Source organism: Rhizobium sp. BK196, from assembly GCF_014193255.1.
In the GTDB taxonomy this organism is placed as follows: Bacteria; Pseudomonadota; Alphaproteobacteria; order Rhizobiales; family Rhizobiaceae; genus Rhizobium.
The window spans coordinates 55,680-81,514 of record NZ_JACHZB010000006.1 but is presented as its reverse complement, the minus strand read 5'-3'; the positions used below and the strand labels follow the sequence as shown (position 1 = coordinate 81,514).

At 56.0% G+C, this 25,835-nt stretch carries 19 protein-coding genes, 1 tRNA gene, 3 pseudogenes and 1 other annotated feature; of the genes and pseudogenes, 9 read left to right on the top strand and 14 right to left on the bottom strand.

Annotated features, from left to right (window positions below):
* Nucleotides 1-74: 74 nt before the first annotated feature.
* The 3 genes from FHT78_RS19850 to FHT78_RS19840 are packed head-to-tail and all read left to right on the top strand — an operon-like array spanning nucleotide 75 to nucleotide 2,892.
* Entirely contained in the window at nucleotides 75-1,097 is a 1,023-nt protein-coding gene (locus FHT78_RS19850; RefSeq protein WP_183747798.1) for an ABC transporter substrate-binding protein, read from the top strand.
* Complete coding sequence (locus FHT78_RS19845; protein ID WP_183747796.1) at nucleotides 1,094-2,134, top strand: iron ABC transporter permease; 1,041 nt, start codon at nucleotides 1,094-1,096, stop codon at nucleotides 2,132-2,134. Before FHT78_RS19850 ends, FHT78_RS19845 begins: the two co-directional genes overlap by 4 nt.
* A complete protein-coding gene (locus tag FHT78_RS19840) occupies nucleotides 2,131-2,892 on the top strand; it encodes an ABC transporter ATP-binding protein (RefSeq protein WP_183747793.1) in 762 nt (253 codons plus the stop codon). The genes FHT78_RS19845 and FHT78_RS19840 overlap by 4 nt, the downstream gene beginning before the upstream one ends.
* Before the next feature lie 81 nt (nucleotides 2,893-2,973).
* Here the strand turns inward: FHT78_RS19840 and FHT78_RS19835 are convergent, their stop codons facing one another.
* The 4 genes from FHT78_RS19835 to FHT78_RS19820 all read right to left on the bottom strand — a co-directional run bounded on the left by FHT78_RS19835 (nucleotide 2,974) and on the right by FHT78_RS19820 (nucleotide 6,857).
* Nucleotides 2,974-3,423 carry a hypothetical protein gene (locus FHT78_RS19835; protein ID WP_246715381.1) on the bottom strand — a complete coding sequence of 150 codons (450 nt, stop codon included), beginning with the start codon at nucleotides 3,421-3,423 and terminating at the stop codon, nucleotides 2,974-2,976.
* 442 nt (nucleotides 3,424-3,865) lie between these two features.
* The gene (locus FHT78_RS19830) at nucleotides 3,866-4,759 is read right to left on the bottom strand and encodes a DUF3313 domain-containing protein (protein ID WP_183747787.1); all 894 of its coding nucleotides are present in this window, start codon (nucleotides 4,757-4,759) and stop codon (nucleotides 3,866-3,868) included.
* Nucleotides 4,760-4,848: 89 nt separating this feature from the next.
* Complete coding sequence (locus tag FHT78_RS19825; RefSeq protein ID WP_183747782.1) at nucleotides 4,849-6,189, bottom strand: HAMP domain-containing sensor histidine kinase; 1,341 nt, start codon at nucleotides 6,187-6,189, stop codon at nucleotides 4,849-4,851.
* Nucleotides 6,186-6,857, bottom strand: coding sequence for a response regulator transcription factor (locus tag FHT78_RS19820; protein ID WP_183747779.1), 672 nt, complete (start codon nucleotides 6,855-6,857; stop codon nucleotides 6,186-6,188). Before FHT78_RS19820 ends, FHT78_RS19825 begins: the two co-directional genes overlap by 4 nt.
* 415 nt (nucleotides 6,858-7,272) lie before the next feature.
* Here FHT78_RS19820 and FHT78_RS29690 point away from each other — a divergent pair, with 415 nt between their 5' ends.
* From FHT78_RS29690 to FHT78_RS19810, 3 genes are all read left to right on the top strand, one after another.
* A complete protein-coding gene (locus FHT78_RS29690) occupies nucleotides 7,273-7,395 on the top strand; it encodes a hypothetical protein (RefSeq protein WP_281412873.1) in 123 nt (40 codons plus the stop codon).
* Between the two features lie 335 nt (nucleotides 7,396-7,730).
* The gene (locus FHT78_RS19815) at nucleotides 7,731-8,054 is read left to right on the top strand and encodes a hypothetical protein (protein ID WP_246715379.1); all 324 of its coding nucleotides are present in this window, start codon (nucleotides 7,731-7,733) and stop codon (nucleotides 8,052-8,054) included.
* Nucleotides 8,055-8,455: 401 nt separating this feature from the next.
* A complete protein-coding gene (locus tag FHT78_RS19810; RefSeq protein WP_183747774.1) occupies nucleotides 8,456-9,481 on the top strand; it encodes an NAD-dependent epimerase/dehydratase family protein in 1,026 nt (341 codons plus the stop codon).
* 14 nt (nucleotides 9,482-9,495) lie between these two features.
* Here the strand turns inward: FHT78_RS19810 and FHT78_RS19805 are convergent, their stop codons facing one another.
* Nucleotides 9,496-10,110 carry a class I SAM-dependent methyltransferase gene (locus tag FHT78_RS19805; protein ID WP_183747771.1) on the bottom strand — a complete coding sequence of 205 codons (615 nt, stop codon included), beginning with the start codon at nucleotides 10,108-10,110 and terminating at the stop codon, nucleotides 9,496-9,498.
* A gap of 159 nt (nucleotides 10,111-10,269) precedes the next feature.
* Here FHT78_RS19805 and FHT78_RS19800 point away from each other — a divergent pair.
* Nucleotides 10,270-10,345 (top strand) — tRNA-Val (locus FHT78_RS19800).
* Between the two features lie 374 nt (nucleotides 10,346-10,719).
* Here FHT78_RS19800 and FHT78_RS19795 read toward each other — a convergent pair.
* Nucleotides 10,720-11,888, bottom strand: a pseudogene (locus tag FHT78_RS19795) (IS3 family transposase); the annotation flags it as partial.
* Nucleotides 11,510-11,625 (bottom strand) — a sequence feature (AL1L pseudoknot). Its footprint overlaps the pseudogene before it by 116 nt.
* An 87-nt stretch (nucleotides 11,889-11,975) precedes the next feature.
* Here FHT78_RS19795 and FHT78_RS19790 point away from each other — a divergent pair.
* Nucleotides 11,976-12,713, top strand: a pseudogene (locus FHT78_RS19790) (IS110 family transposase); the annotation flags it as partial.
* A 281-nt stretch (nucleotides 12,714-12,994) separates the two neighbouring features.
* Here the strand turns inward: FHT78_RS19790 and FHT78_RS19785 are convergent.
* Nucleotides 12,995-14,177 (bottom strand): annotated as a pseudogene (locus FHT78_RS19785) (IS110 family transposase).
* Between the two features lie 987 nt (nucleotides 14,178-15,164).
* Here FHT78_RS19785 and FHT78_RS19780 point away from each other — a divergent pair.
* Nucleotides 15,165-16,559, top strand: a complete 1,395-nt coding sequence (locus FHT78_RS19780) for a hypothetical protein (RefSeq protein ID WP_183747768.1) — start codon at nucleotides 15,165-15,167, stop codon at nucleotides 16,557-16,559.
* Nucleotides 16,560-16,933: 374 nt separating this feature from the next.
* On the opposite strand, the gene FHT78_RS29800 is transcribed toward FHT78_RS19780, so the two are convergent.
* The 7 genes from FHT78_RS29800 to FHT78_RS19745 are packed head-to-tail and all read right to left on the bottom strand — an operon-like array spanning nucleotide 16,934 to nucleotide 25,824.
* Nucleotides 16,934-18,169 carry a glycosyltransferase family 4 protein gene (locus FHT78_RS29800; RefSeq protein ID WP_183747766.1) on the bottom strand — a complete coding sequence of 412 codons (1,236 nt, stop codon included), beginning with the start codon at nucleotides 18,167-18,169 and terminating at the stop codon, nucleotides 16,934-16,936.
* Between the two features lie 11 nt (nucleotides 18,170-18,180).
* Nucleotides 18,181-19,320: a UDP-N-acetylglucosamine 2-epimerase (non-hydrolyzing) gene (gene wecB / locus FHT78_RS19770; RefSeq protein WP_210289904.1), complete on the bottom strand. Its 1,140-nt coding sequence runs from the start codon at nucleotides 19,318-19,320 to the stop codon at nucleotides 18,181-18,183.
* A gap of 1 nt (nucleotide 19,321) precedes the next feature.
* Nucleotides 19,322-20,431 (bottom strand): NAD-dependent epimerase/dehydratase family protein, encoded by a 1,110-nt coding sequence (locus FHT78_RS19765; protein ID WP_183747763.1) that lies wholly within the window; start codon nucleotides 20,429-20,431, stop codon nucleotides 19,322-19,324.
* Nucleotides 20,428-21,459: a polysaccharide biosynthesis protein gene (locus FHT78_RS19760; RefSeq protein ID WP_183748365.1), complete on the bottom strand. Its 1,032-nt coding sequence runs from the start codon at nucleotides 21,457-21,459 to the stop codon at nucleotides 20,428-20,430. Before FHT78_RS19760 ends, FHT78_RS19765 begins: the two co-directional genes overlap by 4 nt.
* A 13-nt stretch (nucleotides 21,460-21,472) precedes the next feature.
* Entirely contained in the window at nucleotides 21,473-22,678 is a 1,206-nt protein-coding gene (locus FHT78_RS19755; RefSeq protein WP_183747760.1) for a glycosyltransferase family 4 protein, read from the bottom strand.
* A gap of 10 nt (nucleotides 22,679-22,688) precedes the next feature.
* Nucleotides 22,689-24,725 carry an acyltransferase family protein gene (locus FHT78_RS19750; protein WP_183747757.1) on the bottom strand — a complete coding sequence of 679 codons (2,037 nt, stop codon included), beginning with the start codon at nucleotides 24,723-24,725 and terminating at the stop codon, nucleotides 22,689-22,691.
* The gene (locus tag FHT78_RS19745; protein ID WP_183748363.1) at nucleotides 24,718-25,824 is read right to left on the bottom strand and encodes an N-acetyl sugar amidotransferase; all 1,107 of its coding nucleotides are present in this window, start codon (nucleotides 25,822-25,824) and stop codon (nucleotides 24,718-24,720) included. Before FHT78_RS19745 ends, FHT78_RS19750 begins: the two co-directional genes overlap by 8 nt.
* Nucleotides 25,825-25,835 lie beyond the last annotated feature (11 nt).

Sequence of the window (25,835 nt, the reverse complement as noted above, 5' to 3'; positions counted from 1 at the left end):
TTTCTCAGGAGCGGGTTATACCGCCTGCGACCTTGGAATCCCGATATCGGGTTCTCGAAGAACAGGAAGTTTTCATGAACGTTTTCAAGTCCCTTGCGGTTTCCGGGCTTGTCGCCGTACTCGGCCTGATCGCTACGCCGGCATTGTCGGCACCAACCAAATATCCGCTGACGCTCGATAATTGCGGCGCGAAGATCACCATCGCCAGGGCTCCGGTGCGAGCCATCGGACTTGGCCAGAACAGCGCGGAGATCATGCTGCTTCTCGGCCTGGAAGACAAAATGGCCGGTACCGCATTCTGGCCGAGCAAGGTTTTACCTGAGCTCGCCGAAGCCAACGCGAAGGTCAAGCTTCTGTCCGTCGAATTTCCGACCTTCGAGTCGATTCTGGCGCAGAACCCGGATTTCGTGGCAGCGGCCTTGCCAAGCCTGATCGGGCCGACGAGCAAGGTCGCCAAGCGCGAGGACTTCGACAAGGTCGGCGTGCCAAGCTACATTTCGCCGAGCACCTGCCTCAGCACCGAAAAGGTCAAGGATCAGTACGGCAGCCGCGACCGGCTCTGGAACATGGATCTACTTTATCAGGAGATCGACGAGCTTTCGCAGATTTTCGACGTCGCCGATCGTGGCCAGGCGCTTATCGCCGACTTCAAGAAGCGCGAGGCGGCATTGCGCGCCAACGTGTCCACGGACGGCAAGCAACTTTCCTACGTCTTTTGGTTCTCCAGCCAGTCGCCTTCCGCAGACGCCTATCTCGGCGGCAAGAACGGCGCATCCGGCTTCATCGCCGATCTCCTCGGCGGCAAGAATGCCATTACCGCGGATGCCGAATGGCCGACGCTCGGGTGGGAAAGCATCATCGCTGCCAATCCTGATGTCATCGTCGTGGCCAGTCTCGACCGTAACCGCTGGGAACTCGACAAGCCGGAAGCCAAGATCAAATTCTTAAACAGCGACCCGGCCGTCAGCCAGATGCCGGCAGTCAAGAACAAAGCGATCGTCGTCATGGATGGCCAGGCCATGAACCCGACGATCCGCACGATCTACGGCGCCGAACAGGTGGCTGAACAACTGAAAGCGCTCGGCCTGACCAAGTGACCGCCGCAAACCGCTTCCTCCAACAGGCTGCCCCCTTCGGCGCCCTCCTGTTGGCCTCCCTTGTGGCGGTCGGCCTCGTCGTCGGCATCAGTGTCGGGATCGGCGACCTGCCGATCCCGCTGACCACGACGTTTGCCGCCGTCACCAACAGGCTGGGATGGACTGCGGTGGAACTCAACCGGATCCACGAGACCGTGATCTGGGATTATCGGCTCAGCCGCGCGCTCGTGGCAGCTTTCTGCGGTGCGGGACTGGCGCTTTCGGGTGCGATCATGCAATCGCTGCTTCGTAACCCGCTTGCCGAACCCTATGTGCTTGGTATCTCCGCCGGCGCATCCACCGGCGCGGTCGCCATCGTCATTCTCGGCGTTGGTGCAGGCGCGGTGTCGTTGTCGGCGGGGGCTTTTGCCGGCGCATTTGCGGCCTTCTTTTTCGTGGCCCTCTTGTCCAACGGCACGCGTGGCGGTGCCGACCGGACCATTCTCGCCGGCGTTGCCGCTTCGCAGCTCTTCAACGCCGCCACATCCTACGTGGTCACGACATCAGGCAATGCGCAGCAGGCTCGCGACGTCATGTTCTGGCTGCTCGGCAGTTTCGGCGGCGTGCGCTGGCCCGAATTTATGCTGGTTTCCGGCATCGTCGGCTTCGGACTTGTCGTCTGCCTGGCCTATGCAAGGGTTCTGGATGCTTTTGCCTTCGGTGACGAGGCGGCCGCATCTCTCGGTGTCAATGTCGGCAGGGTCCGAATCGTGCTGTTTGCACTGACAGCAATGATGACGGCTACGATCGTCAGCATGGTCGGCTCGATCGGCTTCGTCGGTCTCGTCGTGCCGCATGCGGCGCGCTTCGTCGTCGGGCCGCTCCATATCCGGCTTCTCCCAGCCTGCGCCGTTGCCGGCGCAATCTTCATGGTGCTTGCCGACATTGCCTCGCGTGCGCTCATTCCCCAGCAGGTCCTTCCAATCGGCGTCGTCACGGCACTGGTTGGCGTCCCCTTCTTCTCCGTCATTCTCTACCGGTTCCAGCGCCCGTCATGAGCATCAAAGCCGAAAACCTCGTCTGGAAAATTGGCGGGAAGACCATCCTTGATGGCGTCTCCTTCGAAGCGCGCCCGGGAAAGATGCTTGGCCTTCTTGGCCCGAACGGCTCCGGCAAGACGTCGCTGCTGCGACTTCTCGCCGGCCTGAAACAACCCAGTTCCGGGCGCATCTCGATCGATTTGAAGGACATAAGGACGATCGGACGTCGCACGATGGCGCAGCGCGTCGCCTTCGTGGAACAGCATGCGACGACAAACGCCGATCTAAAGGTCGTTGATGTCGTCAAGCTCGGGCGCTTTCCGCACCGCTCGATGTTTTCCGGCTGGACGCTCGCCGACGATCAGGCGGTTGAGGAAGCGTTGAAGCGGGCCGGCATGACCGGCAAGCGACATGATCGCTGGCAGAGCCTGTCCGGTGGCGAGAAGCAACGCGCCCATATCGCAAGAGCTCTAGCGCAGTCGCCGAAAGAACTGATCCTCGACGAACCGACCAACCATCTCGATATCCAGCACCAGATCAGCCTGATGCGGCTCGTCTCCGGTCTGCCGGTCACCAGCATCATTGCCCTGCACGACCTCAACCATGCGGCGATGTTTTGCGACGAGCTGATCGTCATGCAAAGCGGCAAGATCGTTGCGTCCGGCACACCGGCCGAAGTCTTGACGCAAGAGGTCCTCAGGGATGTATTCTCGGTGGATGCGCGCGTCGAAGCGTCACCCTATCACGCACGGCCGCACATCCACTATCTCCGTTGACGACCCCGCGCGGCTGCGACACCAACCGAACGGGAAGTCGCCAGCCTGCAGCCGATCACTGTTTCGCCAATACGCCCCGATTCAGCTCGCGCAGAGCTTCTTCAGCGCCTTCTCCACGCCGTTGCGAAGAGCGGCCGAAATCTGGGGTTCGAACGTCGTGACGACGTCGCCGAACTCGCCCCCTGCCGAGACGATATCGATCGAACTTGCGTTCATGACGCAGGTGGCAAGATTTGCCTGCAGGTGAATTCGAGCCTTCGCCGAAAAGCCGCCCTGGAGGGGGGCATCGTCCGACGTCCTGCAGGCGAGCGTGCCGAGTGCGCTTGCCTCGGCCAAATCTCCGTCAACCCGGATTTCAAGCGTTTCGATCTTGACGAAGTCGAGTTTGTCGATGCCCAATTCGACCTTGACGCCCAAAACCGATTGTCTGACCTTCAAAGGCTTGCAGGGCTGGGCTGCCGCAATCGACCGTTCGAGAACATTGGCGGCGGATGCCGGCGAGCTCAAAGATGACGCGGCAACAATGATCATGCTGAGCGCCGTGCACCTCAGATGGCGCCGACCGTTCCGGCATGTCATGACCTGACGCTTCAGGTCGCTCGGCGAACCGGCCAGGCCAGATCCTGTCCTCGAACGAATTTTAGAATGGTCGACACGCATACTTTTTCCTCAAGTCGAAGTGTGTCTGCGACATCAGAATACAATGTCTCCATACAAAGGAAAGAATGTTGCATCGGGTCGTTCCCTGCGACGTCTTCGTGGATGGATCGAGCACTTGTCAACGGAGGCAAGTCGCCATTCGGCGAGATCATCAGGATCTGACGCTCCAGGTAAAGTGCAGGCGGGCAGAGTAATGCCGCGGGGTTCCGGCACTGTCTCCGCCCGCCCTGGACCAGCGAGGCTGGTCGATCTCCTTGGCGCCTCTTTCAATCCTTCGCGGAGCGGCTGGATGGCGCCTTGGCTGGCACTTCGGTCAATGCGTCATTGCAGGCTTTGACTTCCTTTCCGTCCACTGCGGCGGAGCACCGTACTTCGAGGCGAGCACGCCAAGCAGACCGGGTGCGCGGCCGAACGCATCACAGGCAGCATATTTCGGTTTTCCGCCGAGCCAGGAGCGGGCGCGCTGCCGCGACGGAAGCGAAAGGTTCAGTCCTTTCGGCTCCTTTCCGGCGATCAGCACTCTTGAGAAGTCGCCGGCAAATTTCGCCGCGAGACCATAGGCGTCCCCGACCTCGGAAACGCGGGGATTGTCCTGAATGGAGTTTGCGCCACGCGACCACAGCATGGCGGCATTTTGCATTCCCGTGGCATCGACGGCTTCCGCTTCGATCGCCAGGCCGCCAAGGCCGAAGGGCAGGCGCGGTACGCTCACAGGCAGGGCGAAGCCCGAACCAACGCTGACGACGGTCGCGACCCCGGCAACGGCCTTGTTGGTCGGAACGATGTCGGCGACAACCGAGCGAACGGTCAGATCCGCCGGCTGGCCGGCCGGGACCATCTGGTATTTGTCGCTCAGCGCCACGCAAAGCGCCCGATCCAGAGCATTGGAAACCAGGGACCGATCCGCTTCGGTCTTGATTTTGGACGCAGCACTGAAGGAAAAGACAGTCGGGACGATGGCGATGGTTTTTACCCGTGCCAACTGCTGTCCGTCGACATAGAGCCGCTTCTTGGCAAGCGTGCCCTTCGGCGGACCGAGGTTCTTGTAGGAAGCGAGCGTTCCAGCCTCCCTGAGCGGCACGGCAGCGCATCCGCAAACGCCTGCCGTTATCAGTAGGGCAATAAGTCCCAGGAGCGACGACCTAGACGGACGCTTGAAAAGCGGCTGGTTGAAAAATCGACGATGTGAATGCGAATTGCTTGGCATGTTGCTCGTTGGCCTCCGGTCATAACGATGACCGGACACTCGGAGCCAACCGTTGCCACAGAATTACACGGGCTAGCGCTTGTACCATCTTAAAGCTGGATCGATACTCTTGTTCCGGACGGACCGCTTTCGATGCCGACCTTTCCGCCGTGGTTTTCGGCGATTTGCTTGACAAGACTGAGCCCCAGACCGGCACCCCGGCTTTTCGGAACCACACGGTAAAACGGCTCGAAAACAAGCTCCTGGTGTTCCAAGGCAATGCCCGGGCCTTCGTCGGCGACGGTCACCTCGCCGCTCGACGACACCACGACCTCGATCATTCCTTTGCCGTTGCCGTGGTCGATGGCATTGCGGATGAGATTCCGGATCGCCCTGTCCAAGGAGGGAGCGTTGCCCTTGCGTTGAAGGCTTTTCACGTCGCTGTCGAAGGAAATCAGATATCCCGACCCCAGCGCCAAAGCCGCAAGATCTGCGACCACCGACCGCGCGAGGTCGACAAGATCAACGGTTTCATCCATGTCAACGGCCTGATGATGCCGCTCGAAATCAAGAAGCTGCTCGGCCGTTTCTCCAAGGCGGGCGACATCGCCTAGCAACCGGCTCCGTTCCGGGCCATCGCTCATGCCGTCGATGCGGGTCTGCATGATGGCAATCGGCGTTCTGAGCTCGTGGGCCGCATCGATCAGAAAACGCCGGCGTTTGTGAAATTCAGTCTCGAGCCGCTCGAGCGTGCCGTTGAACGCAACCACGAGCGGCGCAACCTCACTCGGTATCTGGTCGACCGGCAGACGCACGCCATGGCGCCGCGGCTCGATCTCCGAGGCCTTTTTCGCCACGTCCCTGACCTTTAACAGCGCGTGCCGGACGATGCGCGGGACTGCGAGAAAAATAGCCGGCAGCGCAAAGATGAAGAGCGAGCCGTAAATCGGATAGGCGTCCTTGAAGATGGCGAGCGCCGGCCAGCCGTGGCCAGCGGCTCCGCCGAAGAGTACCCGCACCTCGCCAACCCCCGTCTCAACATGTTCGACCGAGGCGATCTCGCTGATGCCCTTTGCGCCGCGGATATCTGCCGAGTGAAACAGGTGCGCCAGGGGTGCAAGTGCTGCATAGGGCGCAGGAACGACGCCATGAGACACGGAGGTCCCATCCGGCGTTGCTGCCACGAACCAGAGGGCGGCATTCTCTTCCTGGAGCGTCTGCAATTGCCGCGTTTGACGAAGCTGCAAGTGTCCTTGTGCGTCGCGCACCACCGCCTCCGCCACGGCGAAACGCAACTGGCGTTCGATCGCGACATTCGGAGAAAGCACCATTGTCGCATAGACCGACAGGCCGATGATGACGCCCGTAATGACTGTGATGATGACCAGACTGAGTTGCCAGCTCAGTTTCCACCAAAGCGATGAACGGGATCGTTTTACCACATGCATCATTCCTCCTTCAGAAGATAGCCGACACCGCGAATATTATGAATTCCGACGCCGGCACCAGCAGCAGCCAACCTCTTGCGCAGCCGCGAGATGTGCGCATCGATGGCATTCGACTGGATCTCTTCCTCGTAATTGTAGACGGCTTCCTCGAGCATCGAGCGCAAGACGGCCCTGCCTTTGCGCTTGGCGAGCGCCTGCAGGACCAGGAGCTCGCGCCTCGGGATGTCCAGGCGCGATGAGCCGATCATGACCGTGAGATGGACCGGATCAATCAGCAGCCGGCCGATCGTCAAAGTCTGTTCAGGCAGGGCAGCCGGACGCCTCAGCAGAGCCCGTACGCGAGCCAGCAATTCTTCGACGAGGAACGGCTTTCCGAGGTAGTCGTCGGCGCCGACATTCAATCCCTCGACCCGCTCCATGGGCTGGTTTCGCGCCGTCAGCACGATAATCGGCGTGTTTTTTCCTGCACGTCGGAGCTTAGGGATGAAATCGAGACCTTCGCCGTCAGACAGGCGCCGGTCCAAAAGAATAGCGTCATATTCGTTCTGAAGGGTGAGTTCATGAGCGTCGGCAAGACGGCTCGTGTGATCGGTCAAGATTGCATGTTTGCTCAATGCGGCCGCAAGCGCGTCTGCGAGTTCCGGCTCATCTTCAATCAATAAAAGCTTCATGTCCTATCCATTCATGCGCTCCATGCGGCCCATCTGTCCCTTTTGTATTGCCGCAACGTGACATGCAGAAAAGAAACTTCGGTCATGCTTCCGCAATTGTCGGAGCCCAAGTGAAAAGCCATTCAATCTGGAACAGGCGGGCACGAGCTCCCCTGCCCTAATTTAGGAACAGAGCTATGGCTTTAAGAAGGACGGCAGGACCAGCTGTAGTGCTGGTGGTTATCGGATCCATTCAAATTGCCGTCGTGATTCTCGATGCGGCATGCGACACGCCCGGCACCAGGCGACGGCTGATCATCGTCATCCTCAGAAATAGCCGAAGGATCGTCCATGTCTGCACAGTCCATGTACGAGTGCCCGACGCGGAACCGAGTCAGGTGTGGTTCAAACCAGCAAGACGGCTCAGTGTGCAGCCATGACGCGAAAGACCATGCTTCGCGTGCTCGCAGACCTGTTTTTCGCGACGATCCTCTTCGGTGCGCTTCTCGGCGGTCCGATCGTGATGCTCATATTGGTTTCGGAGCGGCTTGCTCTGTGACGATGTTAAAACGACAGGTGGCATATTCCAGTACGCGGCGATCGTGCCGACCCGCGCTACCGCAGAGATGCTGTATGATTGCGTCGGGTGACGGCCATGCGACGATTATATGGCGCGGCGCCCTTAACAAATCGAAACAACTCTGGTGATGACATCGCCGAGCGCGTTGGAGAATATCGCGACAACATCACCATCGGCGGAAAGGCGTGGCCACGTTCGTCGAACTCAATTTTGCTCCTCATCGCGACCTGCCAATAGAGGTCATATTCATCCGAAGGAACATGCAAATGCGCACAGCCCGATTGCTACGCGACCGCTCCCCTTGCCGAGTTCTCATGCCACTGATCGTCGTTGGGGTTTTTGCCGGCGCACCGGCACGAGCGGAAGAACCTCTTTCCAGCGTCATCGCCGACGGCAAGCCCTGGGAAATGGTTGTCGTCAAACGAAAAGCCTCGAACATCCTCGTGTTCCGTCCGGATGGCGGTGGAACGATCAGCGACAGCCTGGTCAGCATAAGCCCGACATGGAGGGCAGCTCCAGGCGGAATTTGCATAACGGCGCGGCCGGGAGACGCTGAAAAATGCCTTCAACTGACCCGCACGAAAACCGGCATCGAAGCCTCGCAGAACGGCAAGACCGTCTGGGTGCTCAAGCGATGAAGCACACTCACGCCGTCACAATTTCGGTGTTTGAGGCGCCTAATCGCAGAAATATGCAATCAGCGCAGAGGAATTGGCTTGGCTCCTCGAGCGTGAAAGTCTTACTGACAATAGTCGCAACGGTCTGTAAGGAACGCCGGTTCAGGCTCTTATCTAAAAGTCGCCGAATGCGGCTGAAGATTGACGCCCACCCGTTTGAGCGGTCGCTTAACCTATGTTCCGGACGTCTTGTCCCGAGCGCGAGCCTGTACCCGAGGCGGCACTGGCAGTGCGATTCGATTGCTTGAAAACCCGAAGATACGGGTCTTTGTTGATCTCAGGAGCATCTATCCGGTAAGTGGAGCGATCGAATACGGATTCGGTTACTTTGCCACCGGCAGGAGACCGAGAGAAGGGTAGAAATGCGCTACTTCATTACAGGAACGGCAGGCTTCATCGGCTTCCATCTGGCTCGCCGGCTGTTGCAGGAAGGGCATGAGGTAACAGGATTCGACGGCCTGACACCCTACTACAATGTCAGGCTGAAGGAGATGCGCCATGCGGCGCTGGCCCAATACCCTGCCTTCCGCCCCGTCATTGCCATGCTCGAAGACAAGGCAGCACTGGAAGCAGCCGTTTCTTCTGCGAAGCCAGAGGTTCTCATTCATCTGGCAGCGCAAGCCGGCGTGCGCTACAGCATCGAAAATCCTCAAGCCTATCTGCGTTCGAACATCGAGGGTTCCTGGAACATTCTGGAGCTGGCCAGCCGCATTGAACTGCGACATCTCATGCTTGCCTCGACCTCTTCGATCTATGGCGCTAATACCTTAGTTCCCTTCCGCGAAACCGACCGTGCCGACGAGCCACTGAGTTTCTATGCAGCCAGCAAAAAGTCGATGGAGGTGATGGCGCACAGCTATTCCCATCTCTATAAGACCCCAACAACAGCCTTCCGCTTCTTCACCGTCTACGGCCCGTGGGGCCGACCTGACATGGCGCTCTTCAAGTTCGTCAAGAACATGATCGAGGACAAGCCAATCGAGATATATGGCCAAGGCAACATGAGCCGCGATTTCACCTACATCGACGATCTGGTTGAAGCCCTGGTACGGTTGTCGGACGTCATTCCGTCAGAAACCAACCGCGTCACTGACACAAGTATCGAAACGCTCTCGCACCAGGCGCCCTTTCGCGTCGTCAATATTGGCGGTGGGCAACCGGTCAGCCTCATGGATTTCGTCCAAAACGTTGAGAACGCGATGGGGCACAAGGCAAAGCGCATAATGCTTCCCATGCAAAAGGGCGATGTGCCGCGCACTTTCGCAAGCCCCGATCTTCTTTTGGCTCTGACGGGCTACCAGCCGAACACCCCTTTGGAAAAGGGTGCTAGGGCTTTCGTCGAGTGGTATCTGGAAGCCGAGCGGGAATTGGGCACGATCGATACATAAGCGGCTGGCGGCTATCACGACGCGCCAATGCGTTTGAGACAGTAGGAGAAGTGCGCATCTGGCTCGAGTGTCAGAAATTCGAAGCGCCAGCCATATTCGACACAGAATTTATTGACCGCTTCAACAACCCCGTAGACGACGGGCTTGACCGTGTTACCCGTACAGAAATCATGCCCGGCGATCCTGCCATCCTGCTTCACCTTTCGGTTGGCTAGCAGCAGTTCGTCCCATGTCAGCGCAAAGGAGTGATCGGTATCAACGTAAATCCAATCGAAGGTCTCATCATCAAACTGAGATAGCATATCAAGCGACGTGCCCTGCCGAATCACAACGCTGCCTTCAGCGATCTCGCGCCCAAATTTGCTATTGATGATTTCAAGGCCTTCCGAGTATCTGTCCATATTCCAGGGATCGATGAGGTAGAGCCGCTGCGGCTGATTGCGTGCAATGATATCTTCGCTAAAGGCGCCTTCGGCAACCCCCAACTCAGCCACCACCCCGCCTTTTGGCAAATTGTCGAGAAGCTTAACGCGGTCGGGAAGCAACTTTGCTTCCTCTGTGTGGGCGTAATCCAGAAAGGTACGGGGGGTGCTCTGCCGAAGGGCCAGCCGCTGCTCTCGCGTCGTCATTTTCGCTCCGATTTTTTTCAACCGCACCTCTACAGAGAATGCCGTCCATGGGGAAGAGCGGCGCCCAAAAGCAAATTTCACAGAAACTCAAAAAGAGGCTTGCGGTTCTTTCTTAATATCGCTAGAGACGCTGCACCGAACGATGACACAGAGCATCGAGGGCGATTAGCTCAGTTGGTAGAGCGCCTCGTTTACACCGAGGATGTCGGGAGTTCGAGTCTCTCATCGCCCACCATTCCGTTTAAAATCAAAGTCTTGCACCTTGAGTTTGGTCAGTGAGCCATTCAAGTGAGACATTTGCTTGCAAAATCCCACCTATATTCTGAAGCGTATTCTATCTGCGCTGGCCCCTTCCCCGTGAAATTCATCCACAGAAACTACTATCTGACATCAAGCTGTCGCTACAGACCCGCGACCCACGAAAAGCATTGCGCTTGTCCCGGCTGATGATCCACATAGGCGAACAATATAATAATGTCGGAATTGCCTACAGCATGGATTACCAGGATCTGCGTACAGCCCTCCAGAACCAATTTCGGGCTGAACCGCGCCGGGTTTGCGGGAGGCTGTTTGGTTTAAGTTATGCTGCCATGCTGGTTCGTCCAGCATGGCGTAATAATGCTCCTCGGTTTCGGCTGGCGGGATGTTTCCGATGGGCTCCAGAAGCCGCCGATGGTTGAACCAGTCCACCCATTCGAGAGTAGCGAATTCCACCGCTTCGAAGCTGCGCCATGGTCCGCGCCGGTGAATGACCTCGGCCTTGTAGATGCCGTTGATGGTCTCAGCGAGAGCGTTGTCGTCGCTGTCGCCCGGATGGCTCAATTCCCGCCTCGGCCAGTCGCTCCGAATATTTGATCGACACGTATTGGACACCGCGATCGCTGTGATGGACGAGGCCACCGCCATGAACGGGACGCCGCTCATGAAGCGCCTGATCCAAAGCGTCGAGGACGAAACCCGCATGAGCGGTCCGGCTTGCCCGCCAACCGACAATACGGCGTGCAAAGGCATCGATGACGAAGGCCACGTAGACGAAGCCCTGCCAGGTCGCCACATAGGTGAAATCGGAAAGCCACAGCATGTTCGGCGCGGGAGCAAAGAACTGCCGGTTCACGCGGTCGAGCGGGCATGGAGCGGCCTTGTCGCTGATCGTCGTGCGGATCGGCTTGCCCCGAATGATGCCCTGAAGACCCCTTGCCCCCATAAGCCGAGCGACGGTGCAGCGGGCGATGTCGAAGCCCTCTCGTTGCAACTGTCGCCAGACCTTGCGCACGCCATAGTCCTGGAAGTTCTCATTGAACACCCGGCGTATCTCGATCTTCATAGCGATGTCACGACGGGCGCGGACCGACAACCGGTCTGCGTCCAGGCGTTTGGCAACGTTCTCGTAGTGGGTTGACGGGGCAATCGGCAGCAACCTGCAGATCGGCTCGGCCCCGCATACCGACCGGTGTTCGTCGATGAAGGAGATCATCGCTTCAAGGGGCGGTCGAGCTCCGCCATCGCGAAATAGCGAAAGCTTTGCGCAGTATCTCATTGGCCTGCCGACGCTCGCGGTTCTCCCGCTCCAGAGCCTTCATCTTCTCGGCCACTTCGCTTGGGAGTCCAGGTCGGGAACCATCGTCCACTTCCGCAGAGCGTCTGCGCCGTGCAGCCGATCTGGCGGCGATCGAGGAAGCCGCTGCCCATCGCGAGGAATATTCGCCTTGGTGATCCAAAACCATCCGCACTGCTCGGCCGCGGACTTCAGGTGAAAATTTGTTCGTTGTCTTGCTCATATCGGCTCCACTCTCTCAGAAATTGATGGAGTGGATGCCCCTCCCGCCTCTGTCGCAGATTGGCAATGTCACACTCGGAGGATTGATATGGACAACGTCACCATCATTGGTATCGATTTGGCGAAGCGCGTCTTCCATGCCTATGGCGCTCGCGCCGACGGCGGTGTCGCATTCCGGAAGAGATTGACGCGGGCTCAGCTTCTTCCGTTTCTCTCCACCCAACCGAGCTGCATAGTTGCAATGGAAGCTTGTGCGAGCGCACACGATTGGGGTCGTGCCATCGGTGGTCTCGGCCATGACGTGCGGCTGATCCCTCCGACCTACGTCAAGCCATATGTAAAGCGCCAAAAGGACGACACGGCCGATGCGGAGGCTATCGCTGAGGCCGCATCTCGGCCCACCATGCGCTTCGTTACCGTCAAAACCGAGGAGCAACAAGCCAGGTCAGCGGTCTTCCGCACGCGTGATCTTCTTGTCAGGCAGCGCAGACAACTGATCAATGCTTTGCGTGGGCATCTTGCCGAGCACGGTGTTGTTGCGCCGCAGGGTCCAACACACTTGAGGACGTTGGCCGTCGCAATCGCTGACGCCAGTCAATCGCTACCCGGTTTGGTGCGTGACATCGGCAACCTCTATCTTGAGCAAATCGAGCAATTGAGCCGAAAGATCACAGATATTGAGAAGGTGCTTCGTAGCGAGGCCCAACGCGGGGTGGAAACACGTCGCCTTCAGACCATGCCAGGTATAGGACCGATAACCGCGATGGCGGTTGAGGCCTTCGCTCCACCAATGGAGACGTTCAAACGCGGTCGTGACTTTACGGCCTAGTTGGGGCTGGTTCCGGTCCAGCACTCGACCGGAACCGACCGTCCAAACGAACTGCTGTTCATGATGATGATCGCGTATGGGTGGAGGCGGAACTGAAGGACGTCGGTGATCAAGCTCTGATGCGCGGGTTGGCTACCGCATTCCCGATTGTGCGTCTGGGCCTGTTCCGATCTTACTACGGGCGTCGGTCAATTGCCGGCCACAAAGCGTCTGACGGGTGTTCCCCTGCCGTTGTCCCGCCTCCGCCCATGCGCGAGGTGCGAGTTCGCTTCGGCGACTTATGATTTGATCGCCTGCGCCTCCCTTGCAACAGCCCACATGAAGCCGGTCAGCTCACGGGCAATGGCGGTGCAAACCACGGTCGTTCGCTTTCCCCGAGTGGCGAGCATTCGATATCGAGATGTCAGCCGGCTCTGAGCCTTCCATGCAATCTCTCGAACTTTCGATGGGGCTTGCTCCATGAGGTAGAGCTTTCTCGTGCCGACTTTCAACGGGTAGCGGTAAGTCCATGCGCTCTCGACCAGCATGTGCCGAACCCGTCCGTTGCCGGCCTTGGTGATCGCACCCCGTCTGACCGTATCACCCGTTGATCGCTCACCAGGGACCAGGCCGAGATAGCCCATCAGTTGGCGAGGGCTCTCAAATCGAATGTACCGGCGACGATCAGATCAACGCCTTTGAGCGTCTAAAGCGCTCGGATGACCGGCGCCAGCGACCAGGTTGGGACGAACTCCTCGATCACCTTCTCCAGTCGTTCGACGCGCTCTTTCGAGATGCGCACCGCCTCGACCATTTCCTGCAACGCAATCTGATGCGCCGGATGATCGAACTGTTGCTCCTGCAGCCAGCGCAGGTATCGCATCCTCCAGCCCTTCTTGCGTAGATAGATGCGACTGTGTTTGAGCATGAAGGCACTGATCTGTTGTCGGTGAACCCGCAACGTCTCGACAGCAGCAGCTCGAGCGCGAACGAGGTCACGCATCGCCTCATGGCCCTCATCAGGAACCCACACTGCCGTGAGCTCGCCGGCCCTCAATAGCCGGGCGAGCGCGGCATCTCGACGATTGGTCTTTACTCTGTCGCCTGGCTTCCTGGGGATCAATGATGGAGCGACCACCACACATTCATGGCCAAGCGATCGTATCAATCGATGCAGGCGGTAGCCGGTCGGGCCGGCCTCATAGCAGAAATGCACGCGGGCAAACTTTGCGGCTATCCGCTGGATGATGCGGCGCATGCTGACATCCGATGCATTAACCTCACCCCAAAAGCGGACTCTCCCTCCCGGCCGGATTCAGCGACAGCGACCGCGTCCTTCAGCTTGACGACATCGATTCCTATAAAGGCCTCTCTATAATCTGCCACGGCTCGTCCTCCTGTGATGAGGAGCGGCTCGGCCTGTCCGAGCAACCCTCGGAAGAGCAGTGTAGGGCGAGCCACCTCAGGCACGAAGACGGACATACGGTCTTACAGAACAGCAGCAAGCTTCAAAGTTGCCGACCTTGAACGTGCGGTGAAGGGCGCCCGCAACGTTGGGCTTGCCATTCTCCGGACGGAAGTGACAAAGGACGGGAAGATCCTCCTTATTCACGCCGAAGCCCCCGTCACGCCTGCCGCACCTACCGTGGCTGAAGTCCAAAGCCAATGTCTTACATCGATACCCGGATGAGCGGCGCCGAGAGCAGCCGCGGTCAAGCCATCGACTCACCTAAATGGTTTAAACGAGTTCTTCGAGCGCATGGTACCGTCGTTTTCTCCCATCGAACGGCTCTTGCGCCATGTGCTCGCACCGCTCAATGGCAAAGACAGAAACGCCGCCTCGGCTGGTCTCCGAAACGGCGTTGAAATTCTGTCGCAAGCAAAAATACTTCCGCCATCAAATTACCGGAGGTCGCGCGCGCTGCCAACGAGAATGTTTGACGATCTGTTAGGCGATGTGGCTCCGCTCCTATCAACCGAGGCGAAGCGTCTTAATCTGCTCGAAAACGGATAGACACGGTGGGCATCATTGTTGTTGCCCAAGTCGTCTGCAATCCTTGTTCCTGCCCTTTCAATGCCATGCAGTTTCACCGGCGCACTCACCCGACATGCTGAAAGAAAAGCTCGCACAACGAACGATCCGGATGATTGCGAGAAATGGCCGGAGCATTGTCGAGGTTTCGCCGTTTGAAAATTGGATTGTACGGCAAGGGGTCTGGCCCATCCTCTACTGCCGGCAGAATCCCCACCCGCCCCCTCAGATCTGTCCGTAGCCAGCTTTTCAACCCGTGGTGTTTTTCTCCGTCCACCGTCGAGTTGAGATATCGCTGCGAAGTTCTCCCGAGGGCTTCGCTTAAGCGGTATCTAATGTCACGCTTGCAGCGAGAGTTAGCATTTGCGATAACAACGTACAGTGGCGTTCGTCGAGCACAGCTGAATGCAATTTTTTATGCACCTTTGGGAGACACCGTGGCCGATCTAGCAATTTATCTTCCTCGTCCAGCGATCGGCGTCTGGACTTGGTACAAGCAAGGCGGAGACGTTCTTGCCTTCATCGCGATCTCCCTATCCATGGCTATCTTCATTGGGCAGGAACAAATCATCTCGCGCGGCGATGTTGTCTATTGGCTAGTTGTTTGTCCCAGTCTTTTGATGCCGTTGCTTCGCTTCAGGCAGACACTCGAGAACCTGCTTTTCGGGAAGGCGCGGCCAATAGCCTTTTTCGGAATTGTCAGCGCCGTCTGGTTAATGATCCAGCGGGATTTTGGAGCCGTCCCACCTATCTTTCTGATCGTGTGGGTCGCTGGATGGGCGTACCGAGATGAGGTGAGAATCAGCGCCCGAGCGCTTCTCTCTCTGGCCTTGATATTCTACGGCGCCGGCTGCATCTCCTTTCTGATGCAGCCTTCCTATGAGGATCACCCGTGGCTGATGCAGCCACTAGATCCCCCGGAAGCTGCCAAAGAGAGTAGCGTTGAACTTGCTTTGCCCGAACAAGATCGAGATGGGTTAAACATCAACGCGTGGGGTATTTTACCGAATCAAACTGCAGTCGCATTCCAGCCGTGGCGCATCTCGGCCACTCCAAACATCGCCACATCTGGAATATTCTCGCTCATGATCCTCCTGGTGATTGTCAGACGCTTCCGTCCAAACCCGTTGGAGATCGTGACGGCGGCATCCGCACTTTACTTCGCGACATTGTCATTCGTTCGAGCTGTTTTCGTAAGTTTTGCACTATTCTCCGCAACAATAGAAATAATGAGCCTATTGCCGCGGCGCCCGCGCCTCAGAGTTGCTGTTGCGCTTTTTATGACCATAGGAATTACCATCCTGGTTGCCTTATCGCCAATCCTCTTATATGCGCTGCAAGACTGGAGCATCGTGTCCCGAATGTTTCTTCGCGGACAGGCCAGCATGTCTGTCGCGGATATATATCGCCAGATGTACCGTCCATGGCTATGGAACGAGCATCTGAAACTGTTCTGGAGCAGCCCTTACCTTATGGGTCAAGGCAGTGAATTAGCGGTTAGCGCGCTCAAGAATATTATCAACGCAGGACAGATTCGGTCGGACTCCGTCTCATTCCTCACCCGCATGGTGGCGACATACGGCATCCCCGCTTTCGGGATCATCATATTCTTGATCGAGCGGTGCTATAGCCACGCCAAAGAGAACGACATTTGGGGTGTGGCAGTCCTGTCCGTAATGGTGTGGCTAATGATGAGTTGGGGCAGTATCTTCCACCCCAGCAACGGCATGTTCGCCCTCGCATTCCTTTTCATCGGTAACGGGTCTCAAGTCTTCTCATGCAGCAAAGCATGCAGAGACGAGGAACAACGCCTATACAAAACGGAAACATAGCCGGCAGACGATTATGATTCGCATCTCTGCTATCGCTGTCGTAGGTGCCTGCGTTGTCAGCCTCATGCTAGCATTCACCGCCGACATAGGCGAACCAATTCAGTGGCCCGAAATTCACGCGCCAAAAACAGGCCGGCTCGTTAACGTGGTGCCTGCCCTCGATACATCTTCTGAATCGCCTTAAACGGAGACATCACTGAACTCCTCGGAACCTTGCCTGCGTGTCGAAGTTGAGAGCAAGGATCACGCGGCAATGTATTTCGCATACTGCTCGCCCCGGCCGGGGCGTGCGATCCACTCCCTGTTAATTCCCCCAGAGACTAGCCCGCTTCGGCGAGTTTTTTTTGCCGACGTCGGCGGCCGTGATGAGCTATTCAATGCATGGTGTGCTGAGCAAAGCGTAGACTCTCCAAGAGAGCGCTTAACTCGTCGATACGACTATCCCTGTTGAAATCCTTTTCGCTGAGCATAAGTCCATTGCGACCCATCTGAGACCGATCGTGATTACTCATGCTCATCATCTTGAGCACAGACTCAGCTAAGGCTGCCCCGTTGCCCGCGGGAGAAGCGAGTCCAGCACCGGCGCGGCTTAGGACATCCGCGCCCTCACCATTTAGCATGGCAAGGATGGGTAGCCCTTCGGCAAGATACGATTGCATTTTTCCGGGAATAGTCATCGCGAAAATCGGCTCTGCCTTCAACGAAACGAGCAATGCATCGGCGTGCATGTAAAAGGATCGCATCCGCTCAAGCGGAAAACGACCCGGAAGCAGAACGGAATCTTGTAATTGGCGACGATCTACTTCCTCGCGGACCCAAGAAGCCATCCTTCCGTCACCGACAATGATCCAGCGAACCGCCTTGTTATGTTTCAACGATTCGGCAGCATCGAGAACGGCGCCGAAATCTTGAGCTTCCCCAATGTTCCCAGTGAAGACAATGGAGAATTTTTCTCTATCCGCAGGAATTTCGGAAGCTGGCTCCTCCTCAATATTGCGGTCAACTTTATCGGCCCAGCTTGGAAAATAGGTTATTTTGTCTGGCAATTGACCGAAGCGCGAGATTTCGGGGATGAAGCTACGTGATTGTGCAAGTATCAAATCGCAACGGTCATAGATGAATTTGACGATCTTCCCGACTTGCTTCAGAATGAATTTAGAGCGAACGATGCCGGTCGCCTCCAGGCTCTCGGGCCACAAATCCAATACCCAAAAAGCAACTGGTGCTTTTTTCAACCACCGCAGAACTATTGCGGGAAAGCCAACAGAAATAGGCGAGGGTTCGAAGACGAATATTGCCTCAAACTTCCTCCCCCGCAGCTTGAACGCGCCCAAAAGCGAGCCACAAAGCGCGAAGCTTGCATAATTCAATAACAAAGTGATCGCCCTCGCGCCCCTTGCTAACATAGGCACCCTGACAACCGGAATCCCGTTATAGCTGGCGAATGCGGAAGGATCCTGCAGATATTCTGGAAAGGTTTTGCCGGAGGGATAATTGGGCTTTCCAGTCAGCACCGTGACCTCATGCCCGCGATCAACGAGGCCAGTCACAAGATCGTTGATCCTAAACCCTTCCGGCCAGAAATACTGTGTGACGACGAGGATCTTCACAGCGGTCCCGGCTACTCAGCCGTACGCCAGACGACGCGATTCACGTAATCCGTATAGCTATAAATGATCCTGACAACCTTGTCGGCGACATTTGGCATGCTGTAGTCAGACACAAGTCTAAACGACCGACCTGTCGACGAGTGCTGTGCTTCAACCACATCGAGCGCCTGCAGAATTCGATTTTGCGACAGCCCCGTCATAACTACGGCGGTCTCCTCCATTCCTTCAGGCCGCTCATGCGCCTCGCGAATATTCAACGCAGGAAAATTGAGAATTGATGCCTCTTCACTGATCGTGCCGCTATCAGACAATACGACGCGCGCATTCTGCTGAAGGTTGACGTAGTCAAAAAAGCCGAGTGGCTTTGATATATTGATCAGAGGGTGAAACGGGAGTCCGGCCGCGTCGATGCGCTTTCGCGTTCGTGGATGGGCGGAGACGATCAACGGTATGGCATAGCGTTCCGCGACTGCATTCAACACCTCAACCAGTTTTTTAAAACTGACTTCGGGCTCAATATTTTCCTCTCTGTGAGAGCTCACCACAAAATATCCCCGCGGCTCCAATCCAAACCGGCTCAAGACATCAGATTTTTCAATTGAAGGCATGTAATGATTGAGAACTTCATACATCGGGCTCCCCGTCTTTATCACACGGTCGGGCAGCAGGCCCTCGCGCAGCAGGTATTCGCGCGCGATAGTTGAATAGGTCAGATTGATATCGGCGGTATGATCGACAATCTTGCGGTTGATCTCCTCGGGTACGCGCTGATCGAAGCATCGATTCCCGGCCTCCATATGGAAAATCGGGATCTTTCGCCTTTTTGCAGCAATCACCGACAGACAACTATTGGTATCCCCTAAAACCAACAGAGCTTCGGGCTGGACAAGGTCCAGCACATCATCGCAGGCAGCGATGATCTTTCCGATGGTCTCGGCCGCATTCTTTCCGGCGGCGTTAAGGAAATGGTCCGGCTTGCGAACCCCAAGATCGTTAAAGAATATCTCGTTGAGTTCGTAGTCGTAGTTCTGCCCAGTATGCACGAGTACATGATCACAGTACTCGTCCAACTTGGCGATGACGCGCGACAACCGGATGATTTCGGGTCGCGTCCCTACAACCGTAACGATTCTCAATTTCTTCACGGGCATCTCAGACCTGCTTGACGATTGTATCTGGCTTTTGCGGATCAAAGGTTTCGTTCGCCCACAACAGGACGATCATCGTGTCCTTGCCGACATTCGTAATGTCATGTGCCCAGCCCGGGACAGTTTCAACAACCCGAGGCGTACTTCCGTCAGTGAAAAGCTCGGCGGTCTCGTTGCTTAAGACGTGGCGGAACCGGAATTGCGCCTCACCTTGAACAACAAGAAATTTCTCGTTCTTTGTGTGATGGTAATGTCCGCCGCGCGTCACACCCGGATGAGCCGTGAAGAATGAGAACTGGCCGGCATTTTCCGTCCGAAGCATTTCGGCAAACTCGCCCCTCGGATCGCGGTGAGTGACGAGATCGTATGCGAAATGCTCCGGCTTCATGAATGAAAGGAAGGTAGCATAAAGAGCTCTCTGCAGCCCGTTGCCGACCCCGCCGGGAGTCAATGTCTGTCGACTGGTCCTGAACGCTTCCAGCTGTTCTGCCAATTCGCCAACGGTTGTCGAATACACTGGATCAACAGTCAGATATCCGCTTGTCGAAAGACCGTTATCCAAGTGATCGATGAAGTGTGCGACCAAATCATCGATATAGACTAAGTGGATGACTGCTTCGGGATCGTGGATCGCAATCGGCTCACCATTCATAATATTGTAACAGAAGGTCGCCACTACAGAGTTGTAGGCAGGCCGACTCCATTTGCCAAAGACGTTCGGCAGACGATAGATGGCGTATCTCCCACCCGAGTTATTGGCATAAGCACGAATGACCTCTTCTGCCTCGCGTTTGCTTCGTCCATAAGGGTTGTCCATTAGCGCCTGAATCGAAGAGGTGTAGATGACCGGGATTGCGCTTTCGAGGGACTCGAGCGCGTGGCACAGACGCTCTGTCATGCCGACATTGCCGCTCTCGAATTCAGCGTCATATACCGGCCGGTTGACCCCGGCGCAGTGAAAAACCATGGACGTCCCATCGAGCAGGCTTGCCATTTTGGCAACATCAAAATCTCGACCAATCTCTCTGACGTCAAAGCCCCGCTCTCGAAGCCGCACGGCCAGATTTGCGCCGATAAAGCCGTTTGCACCTGTAATGGCAACTGTCTTACTCATACATCAAACTTTACCGGTTTGCCTGCCCGCATCTGTTCGACGAAGCTGAGCTTATGCAAGAGCTTGATCATGCCGTCCACATCCAACCGTGTCGTCGTGTGCGAATTGTAATCCTGGCTTTCGGAAATCTTCGCCTCCCCCTCTTCGACATACTTGGTGTAATTCAAATCCCGAAGGTCGGGGAGGACACGAAAATAATCACCAAGATCCTCCGCCGAGGCCATTTCTTCAGCGCTTAGAAGCGTTTCATAAAGTTTCTCGCCGTGGCGGGTTCCCATGACATGAACGGGATGGGACTGTAAATTCATGATCGCCTTGATAGCTTCCGCAAGTACCTCAATCGTGGCTGCCGGCGCTTTTTGGACGAAGATATCACCGTTGCAGCCACGCTCAAATGCATAGAGAACAAGATCGATGGCCTCATCGAGCGTCATCATAAACCGCGTCATCGCAGGGTTCGTGATCGTTAGCGCCTTTCCTGCCAGGATCTGCTCGACAAAAAGCGGAATAACCGATCCGCGCGAAGCCATCACGTTGCCATAGCGAGTGCCGCAGATGACGGTGCCGTTGTTGAGATTTCTCGACTTGGCAACCATGACCTTTTCCATCAACGCCTTGGAAATTCCCATGGCGTTAATCGGATAGACCGCCTTGTCCGTGCTCAGGCAGACAACGCGCTTGACGCCGTTGGTGATAGCAGCCTCAAGCACATTTTCGGTGCCAAGGACGTTCGTCTTGACCGCCTCAAGCGGATGAAACTCACATGACGGAACCTGCTTCAGCGCTGCAGCGTGAAAGATGTAATCGACGCCGCGCGTAGCATTCAGAACGCTTGAATAATCCCGCACATCGCCGATGTAGAACTTAAGCTTGTCATTATTGAACGCCTTGCGAACGTCATCCTGCTTTTTCTCATCACGGCTGAATATGCGGATCTCACGTATTTCGCTGTCCAGGAAACGGCGCATCACTGCATGGCCAAACGAACCGGTGCCACCGGTGATCAGGAGACAAGCGTCTGTAAACATCTCTTCCACTTCTCTATTCAGACAATCCTAGGCATCGACGGAATACCGCATATAACTTCAACGCATTTTGATCCACGCTGAAATTACTCTTCGCGAGTTCAAGGGCCGCCAAACCCATTTTTCTCGACCTGTCACGATCATTAGCGAGAGTGGAAATCGCAGCGGCAAGCCTCTTGGGATCATGTGGCGGAACAGCCAACCCCGTCTTCCCGTCGACCAGAGTGTCCTTGGTCGGATTCGTCACTGCAACAATGCTCGGAATGGCGGAGAATGCGGCCTCGAATACCGGACGACCCGGAGCGTTATAATGCGATGGAAAACACAAAACATCAATGGACCGATAGGCTTGGGCGATATCCGACATGAACCCGACCATATGAAAATCCTTGGTCAAATCGTAACTATGCAGCCGCTGCTCCACTTCTGCCCGGATATTTTGGTTGATCCCAAGAACGCTAAGGATCCTTGCACGCAATGTTCTTGAGGAACGAGCGTCATCGCCGATTACGATGTATTCGACGTCGATGCCGCTTTCTTTGATGATCCGCGCCGCGTCGACCAAATCGAGGATACCCTTCACCTTCAAAAGGTTGCCAACAAAACCAACTTTTAGTGAATCCGCTCGCATTTTGGATATAGCCGCTTGAAAAGCGGAATCGGGATCCGCAACCGGCTTCGGCGTGAAAGCGTTGTGAATAACCTCTACGTCCAAGTCCGCGGGCAAGCTTTGACGAACCGTTTCGTCAATCGCAATGATGGCACTGGCATTTCGCCGCAAGAACGAATTCACCCACCTGGTGCGCCAGGAACGATCACTACGCGCCACAGAACGGACGTGGACCACGACCGGTACCTGATACAGTCGTCTTGCAATCCACATCGGGAAAATGCCGGTGAACTCGTTGATGTGAATCAAATCGATGTCGGGCCATTGGCGATGAGCGTTCCGGATTGCCGCAACGGTTGCGGGAATGTTGAGAATTTCTCTCAAGAGGACAATCCATCGCGCACCCCGATAATAGCCATATTGAGTATTGTCGAACTGGCTCAGGCCACGAACAGCGATAACTTTTCCCAGCTTGCTGAAAAACGGCATGACGGTGCCACGGGGGGTGACGAAGTGCGGCTCGACAGTCGACGGGAATGCCCGAACAGCCTCCGTGAGGCTGCGTGACGCACCGCCGAAGGTGCCGATCATATGGATAAAGAGGACTTTCACGTCTGCCGTCCTATCGCTCCGCTGGAATCATGCGAGACTTCCGTAGCTGCTCTGTCATATAATCAACGAGCATGGTAGCGCCCTCCCGGCTAAGATGGTCCGTGTCCGTGTACAGCAATCGGTTGGCGGTATGGGTGATGCAGCGTCCGCTCTCCTTGTTACAGAAAACGGCCTCCGGATAGACAGCGAGAAAATTCGACCGGCCATCGAACCCCTGCAAAACGTCGTATACTCTTCGAATGCGATCAAGGTAGACCTGTCGAGCGGTGGTAAGCGGCATTGCTCCTGTCGCAGTCAGTTTGAGCACTGTATGAGGCACGTTCCAGCCGACCTCCGGCACTGGCGCGATGTAGATCACTGTCAATCCACTATCGAGCAACGTCTGTATGGTGTTCGAAAGCGCTGCTTGAACTCCTAGGATCCGGTCGAGTTCGTTTGCCGGTGTTACCCCTTTTACCTGCACGGGGATCGGCTGACCCGGTTCTATGCCACCCTCTTCGTTGTCAAACCGTGTCCCTTCCATGTAGGCGCTGATCCTGTCGTTTATCACGACGGTGGTGATACGGTCGTGCCTTAGCTTGCCCAATACAGCGCTTGCAAAATTGGCGCAGTGCTCCGTCGTATAGACAGGATCGACGCCTAATACATACGGGCAGCCAGGATAGGTGAGCATTTCAGCCGACACACCAAGCTTTTCAAAAAGCTGCGACAACGCGTCCGAAAGGGTCTCGGCATGGCTGTCACCGAGCACGGCCCACGTGGGAGGAACGCTCCGCAAGCCAATCACGCAAACCCTTTCAATCGAAGCCGATTTGCAGTCTTGCCCCTTGAGGCTCAATGTCCCGCGTTCGGCTGACACGGACATCATTGCCTGCTGTTCTGGCGTATAGCGTTGTGGCAACCCTTCGGTGATCATATTTACCGACAAGACGATCGCAAGAACCATAGTGGTCGCGGTGCACGTCACCGATACCGTCAAATTGCTGAAAGCACCCGCTTTTCTGAAGGGCTTTTCAACAAGCAACCAAGTCAAGGCCGCCATCGTTACTGCCGTTGCGATCAGCAGAACTCGTTGCAAATTCGAAATCTCGCCGATGGCATAGTGACGAGCAAGGGCGAATATCGGCTGATGCCAAAGGTAGAAGGAATAGGAAACGAGACCGATGCAGACGAAAGGACGGGAGGAAAGCAGGCGGCTCATCCAATCGCCGTTCCCCGCGAAAGCTATGATACTGCAGGCGCCGACAATTGAGAGAACGGTAAAGGCGTAACCGGCAAGGCCCAGTGGTTGACCAAGAACGAAAGCCACCAGGAGCGCCACGCCTCCAAACAGCGGAAAAAACCGGCTCCCGGACAATCCAGTCTGGACTAAAGACGACCGATGCCGGCGAACCGCAGCGACGATGGAACCGGCCAACAGCTCCCATGCGCGAAATTGGACAAGATAAAACACCTCCGCTGGCTGTGAACGTTGCAATCCAAGAGCAAGAATAAGCGAAAATGTGCTAAGGCCGATTAGATATTTCGTGGGCTTCCCGAGGCTAAATCTATAAATGAGACCAAGCAGCAACGGATAAGCAACGTAGAACTGTTCCTCGACCGAAAGCGACCAAAGATGAAGAAGGCTTGAAAGGCCGGCCGCCTCAGAGAAATAATCCTGCGTCAGCCATAGATATATATTTGCGACAAAAAACAGAGCGGCCAGGCCGTTACTCGAAAATTCCTTCAGCGAATCCGGCGGAAGAAGCCAAATAGCCCCCAGTGTTGAAATGCCGATAACAACGTAAAGGGCGGGTAATATACGTCGAATGCGGCGCATATAAAAACGCCAGAAATCCACCCGACCGCCAGCCAACTCATCGAGTAGGATGGTAGTAAGAAGGTAGCCGGAGATGACAAAAAATACGTCGACCCCTAGATATCCTCCCGGCAGGATTTGCTTGCCCCGCCAGAAGAATTCCGCATGGAAAATAACGACTGCGAAAACGGATATCGCCCGCAGACCATCTATTTCGGGCCTATAACGCATCGGAAACGGATCAGCCAATATATTGACGCGTCGCGTTCACCGCCTTCTTGGCGAACTCGAAGAAACCGTGACTGTTTGGATAATCTTCAAACGTCTTGCACGGAGCCTGCATCATCGCCTCGAAGCTTGCCTCCGACATGCCGAGTTTCTTAATCGTGTACTCCCTATCTTCCTCCAACATGTGTTCCGGGTATACGGGCTGCAGCATCGCCTCGATAGCTTCATCCCGAGTCATTTGCCCCGACAGCACCAAATTCGAGTAATGGGCCTTTCGTTTATCAATACCAAACTTGCGGGGGAGAATATAAGCCTGGTAGAAACGTGTATATATGGATTCATAATGCTTCCCTCCATAGTATATCCAACCAAGGTCACCCTCCAGAATTTCCATCGCTTTCTTCTTGTCGTATTCAACGAAATTCAGAACGGAAACCATCCGTATTTTTTTTAAGAAGACGTAGTAAAACAAATCCAAAATCGAGAAATGAGGGTAATTGGTGAGTTTCGCACTACCAAATTTGCGATGGACGCTCTTAATATAACGCCAATCAAAGTACCCATAGCCCCATTTTTCGGGAAGGATCGCCTCAGAGATTACATTCGTGCCGGTGATGACGTGGCGTAACCCATATCTCGCGGCAAATCTGTAAAGGAGCGCAAATATTGCGTGGTCGGTCGGCACCTCACCATCGGGCGTCGAGGCTTTGAGAAAGGACAGCTGAAGATCCTTAAAATCGTCCCAGTTGAGCACGTGTGTGTGCAGATCGATATTCAGAGTTTTCAGGGTCTTTTCGATATTGGCGACAGCAAGCTCGGAATTCCAGCCGTTGTCGAGGTGAACGGCCAAGGGACGCAATCCAAGCTCCTTCACGAGCCAGGCGACATAGGTGCTATCGACGCCGCCGCTCACACCGATGACGCAATCGTAGTCCCTGCCGGCGCCGGCCTGCTTGATTTCGTTCACTAAGGCATTCAACCGGCTTTCGCGTTCGTCGACGGCGACGAGGCGCGTCTTGGAAACGGTGTCATACCGATAGCAATGGTTGCAGACCCCATCAGCGTCAAATTTGATGTCGGGGTCGGTCGTGTCCATGATGCAACGCGTGCAAACGATCATCGGCACGGATC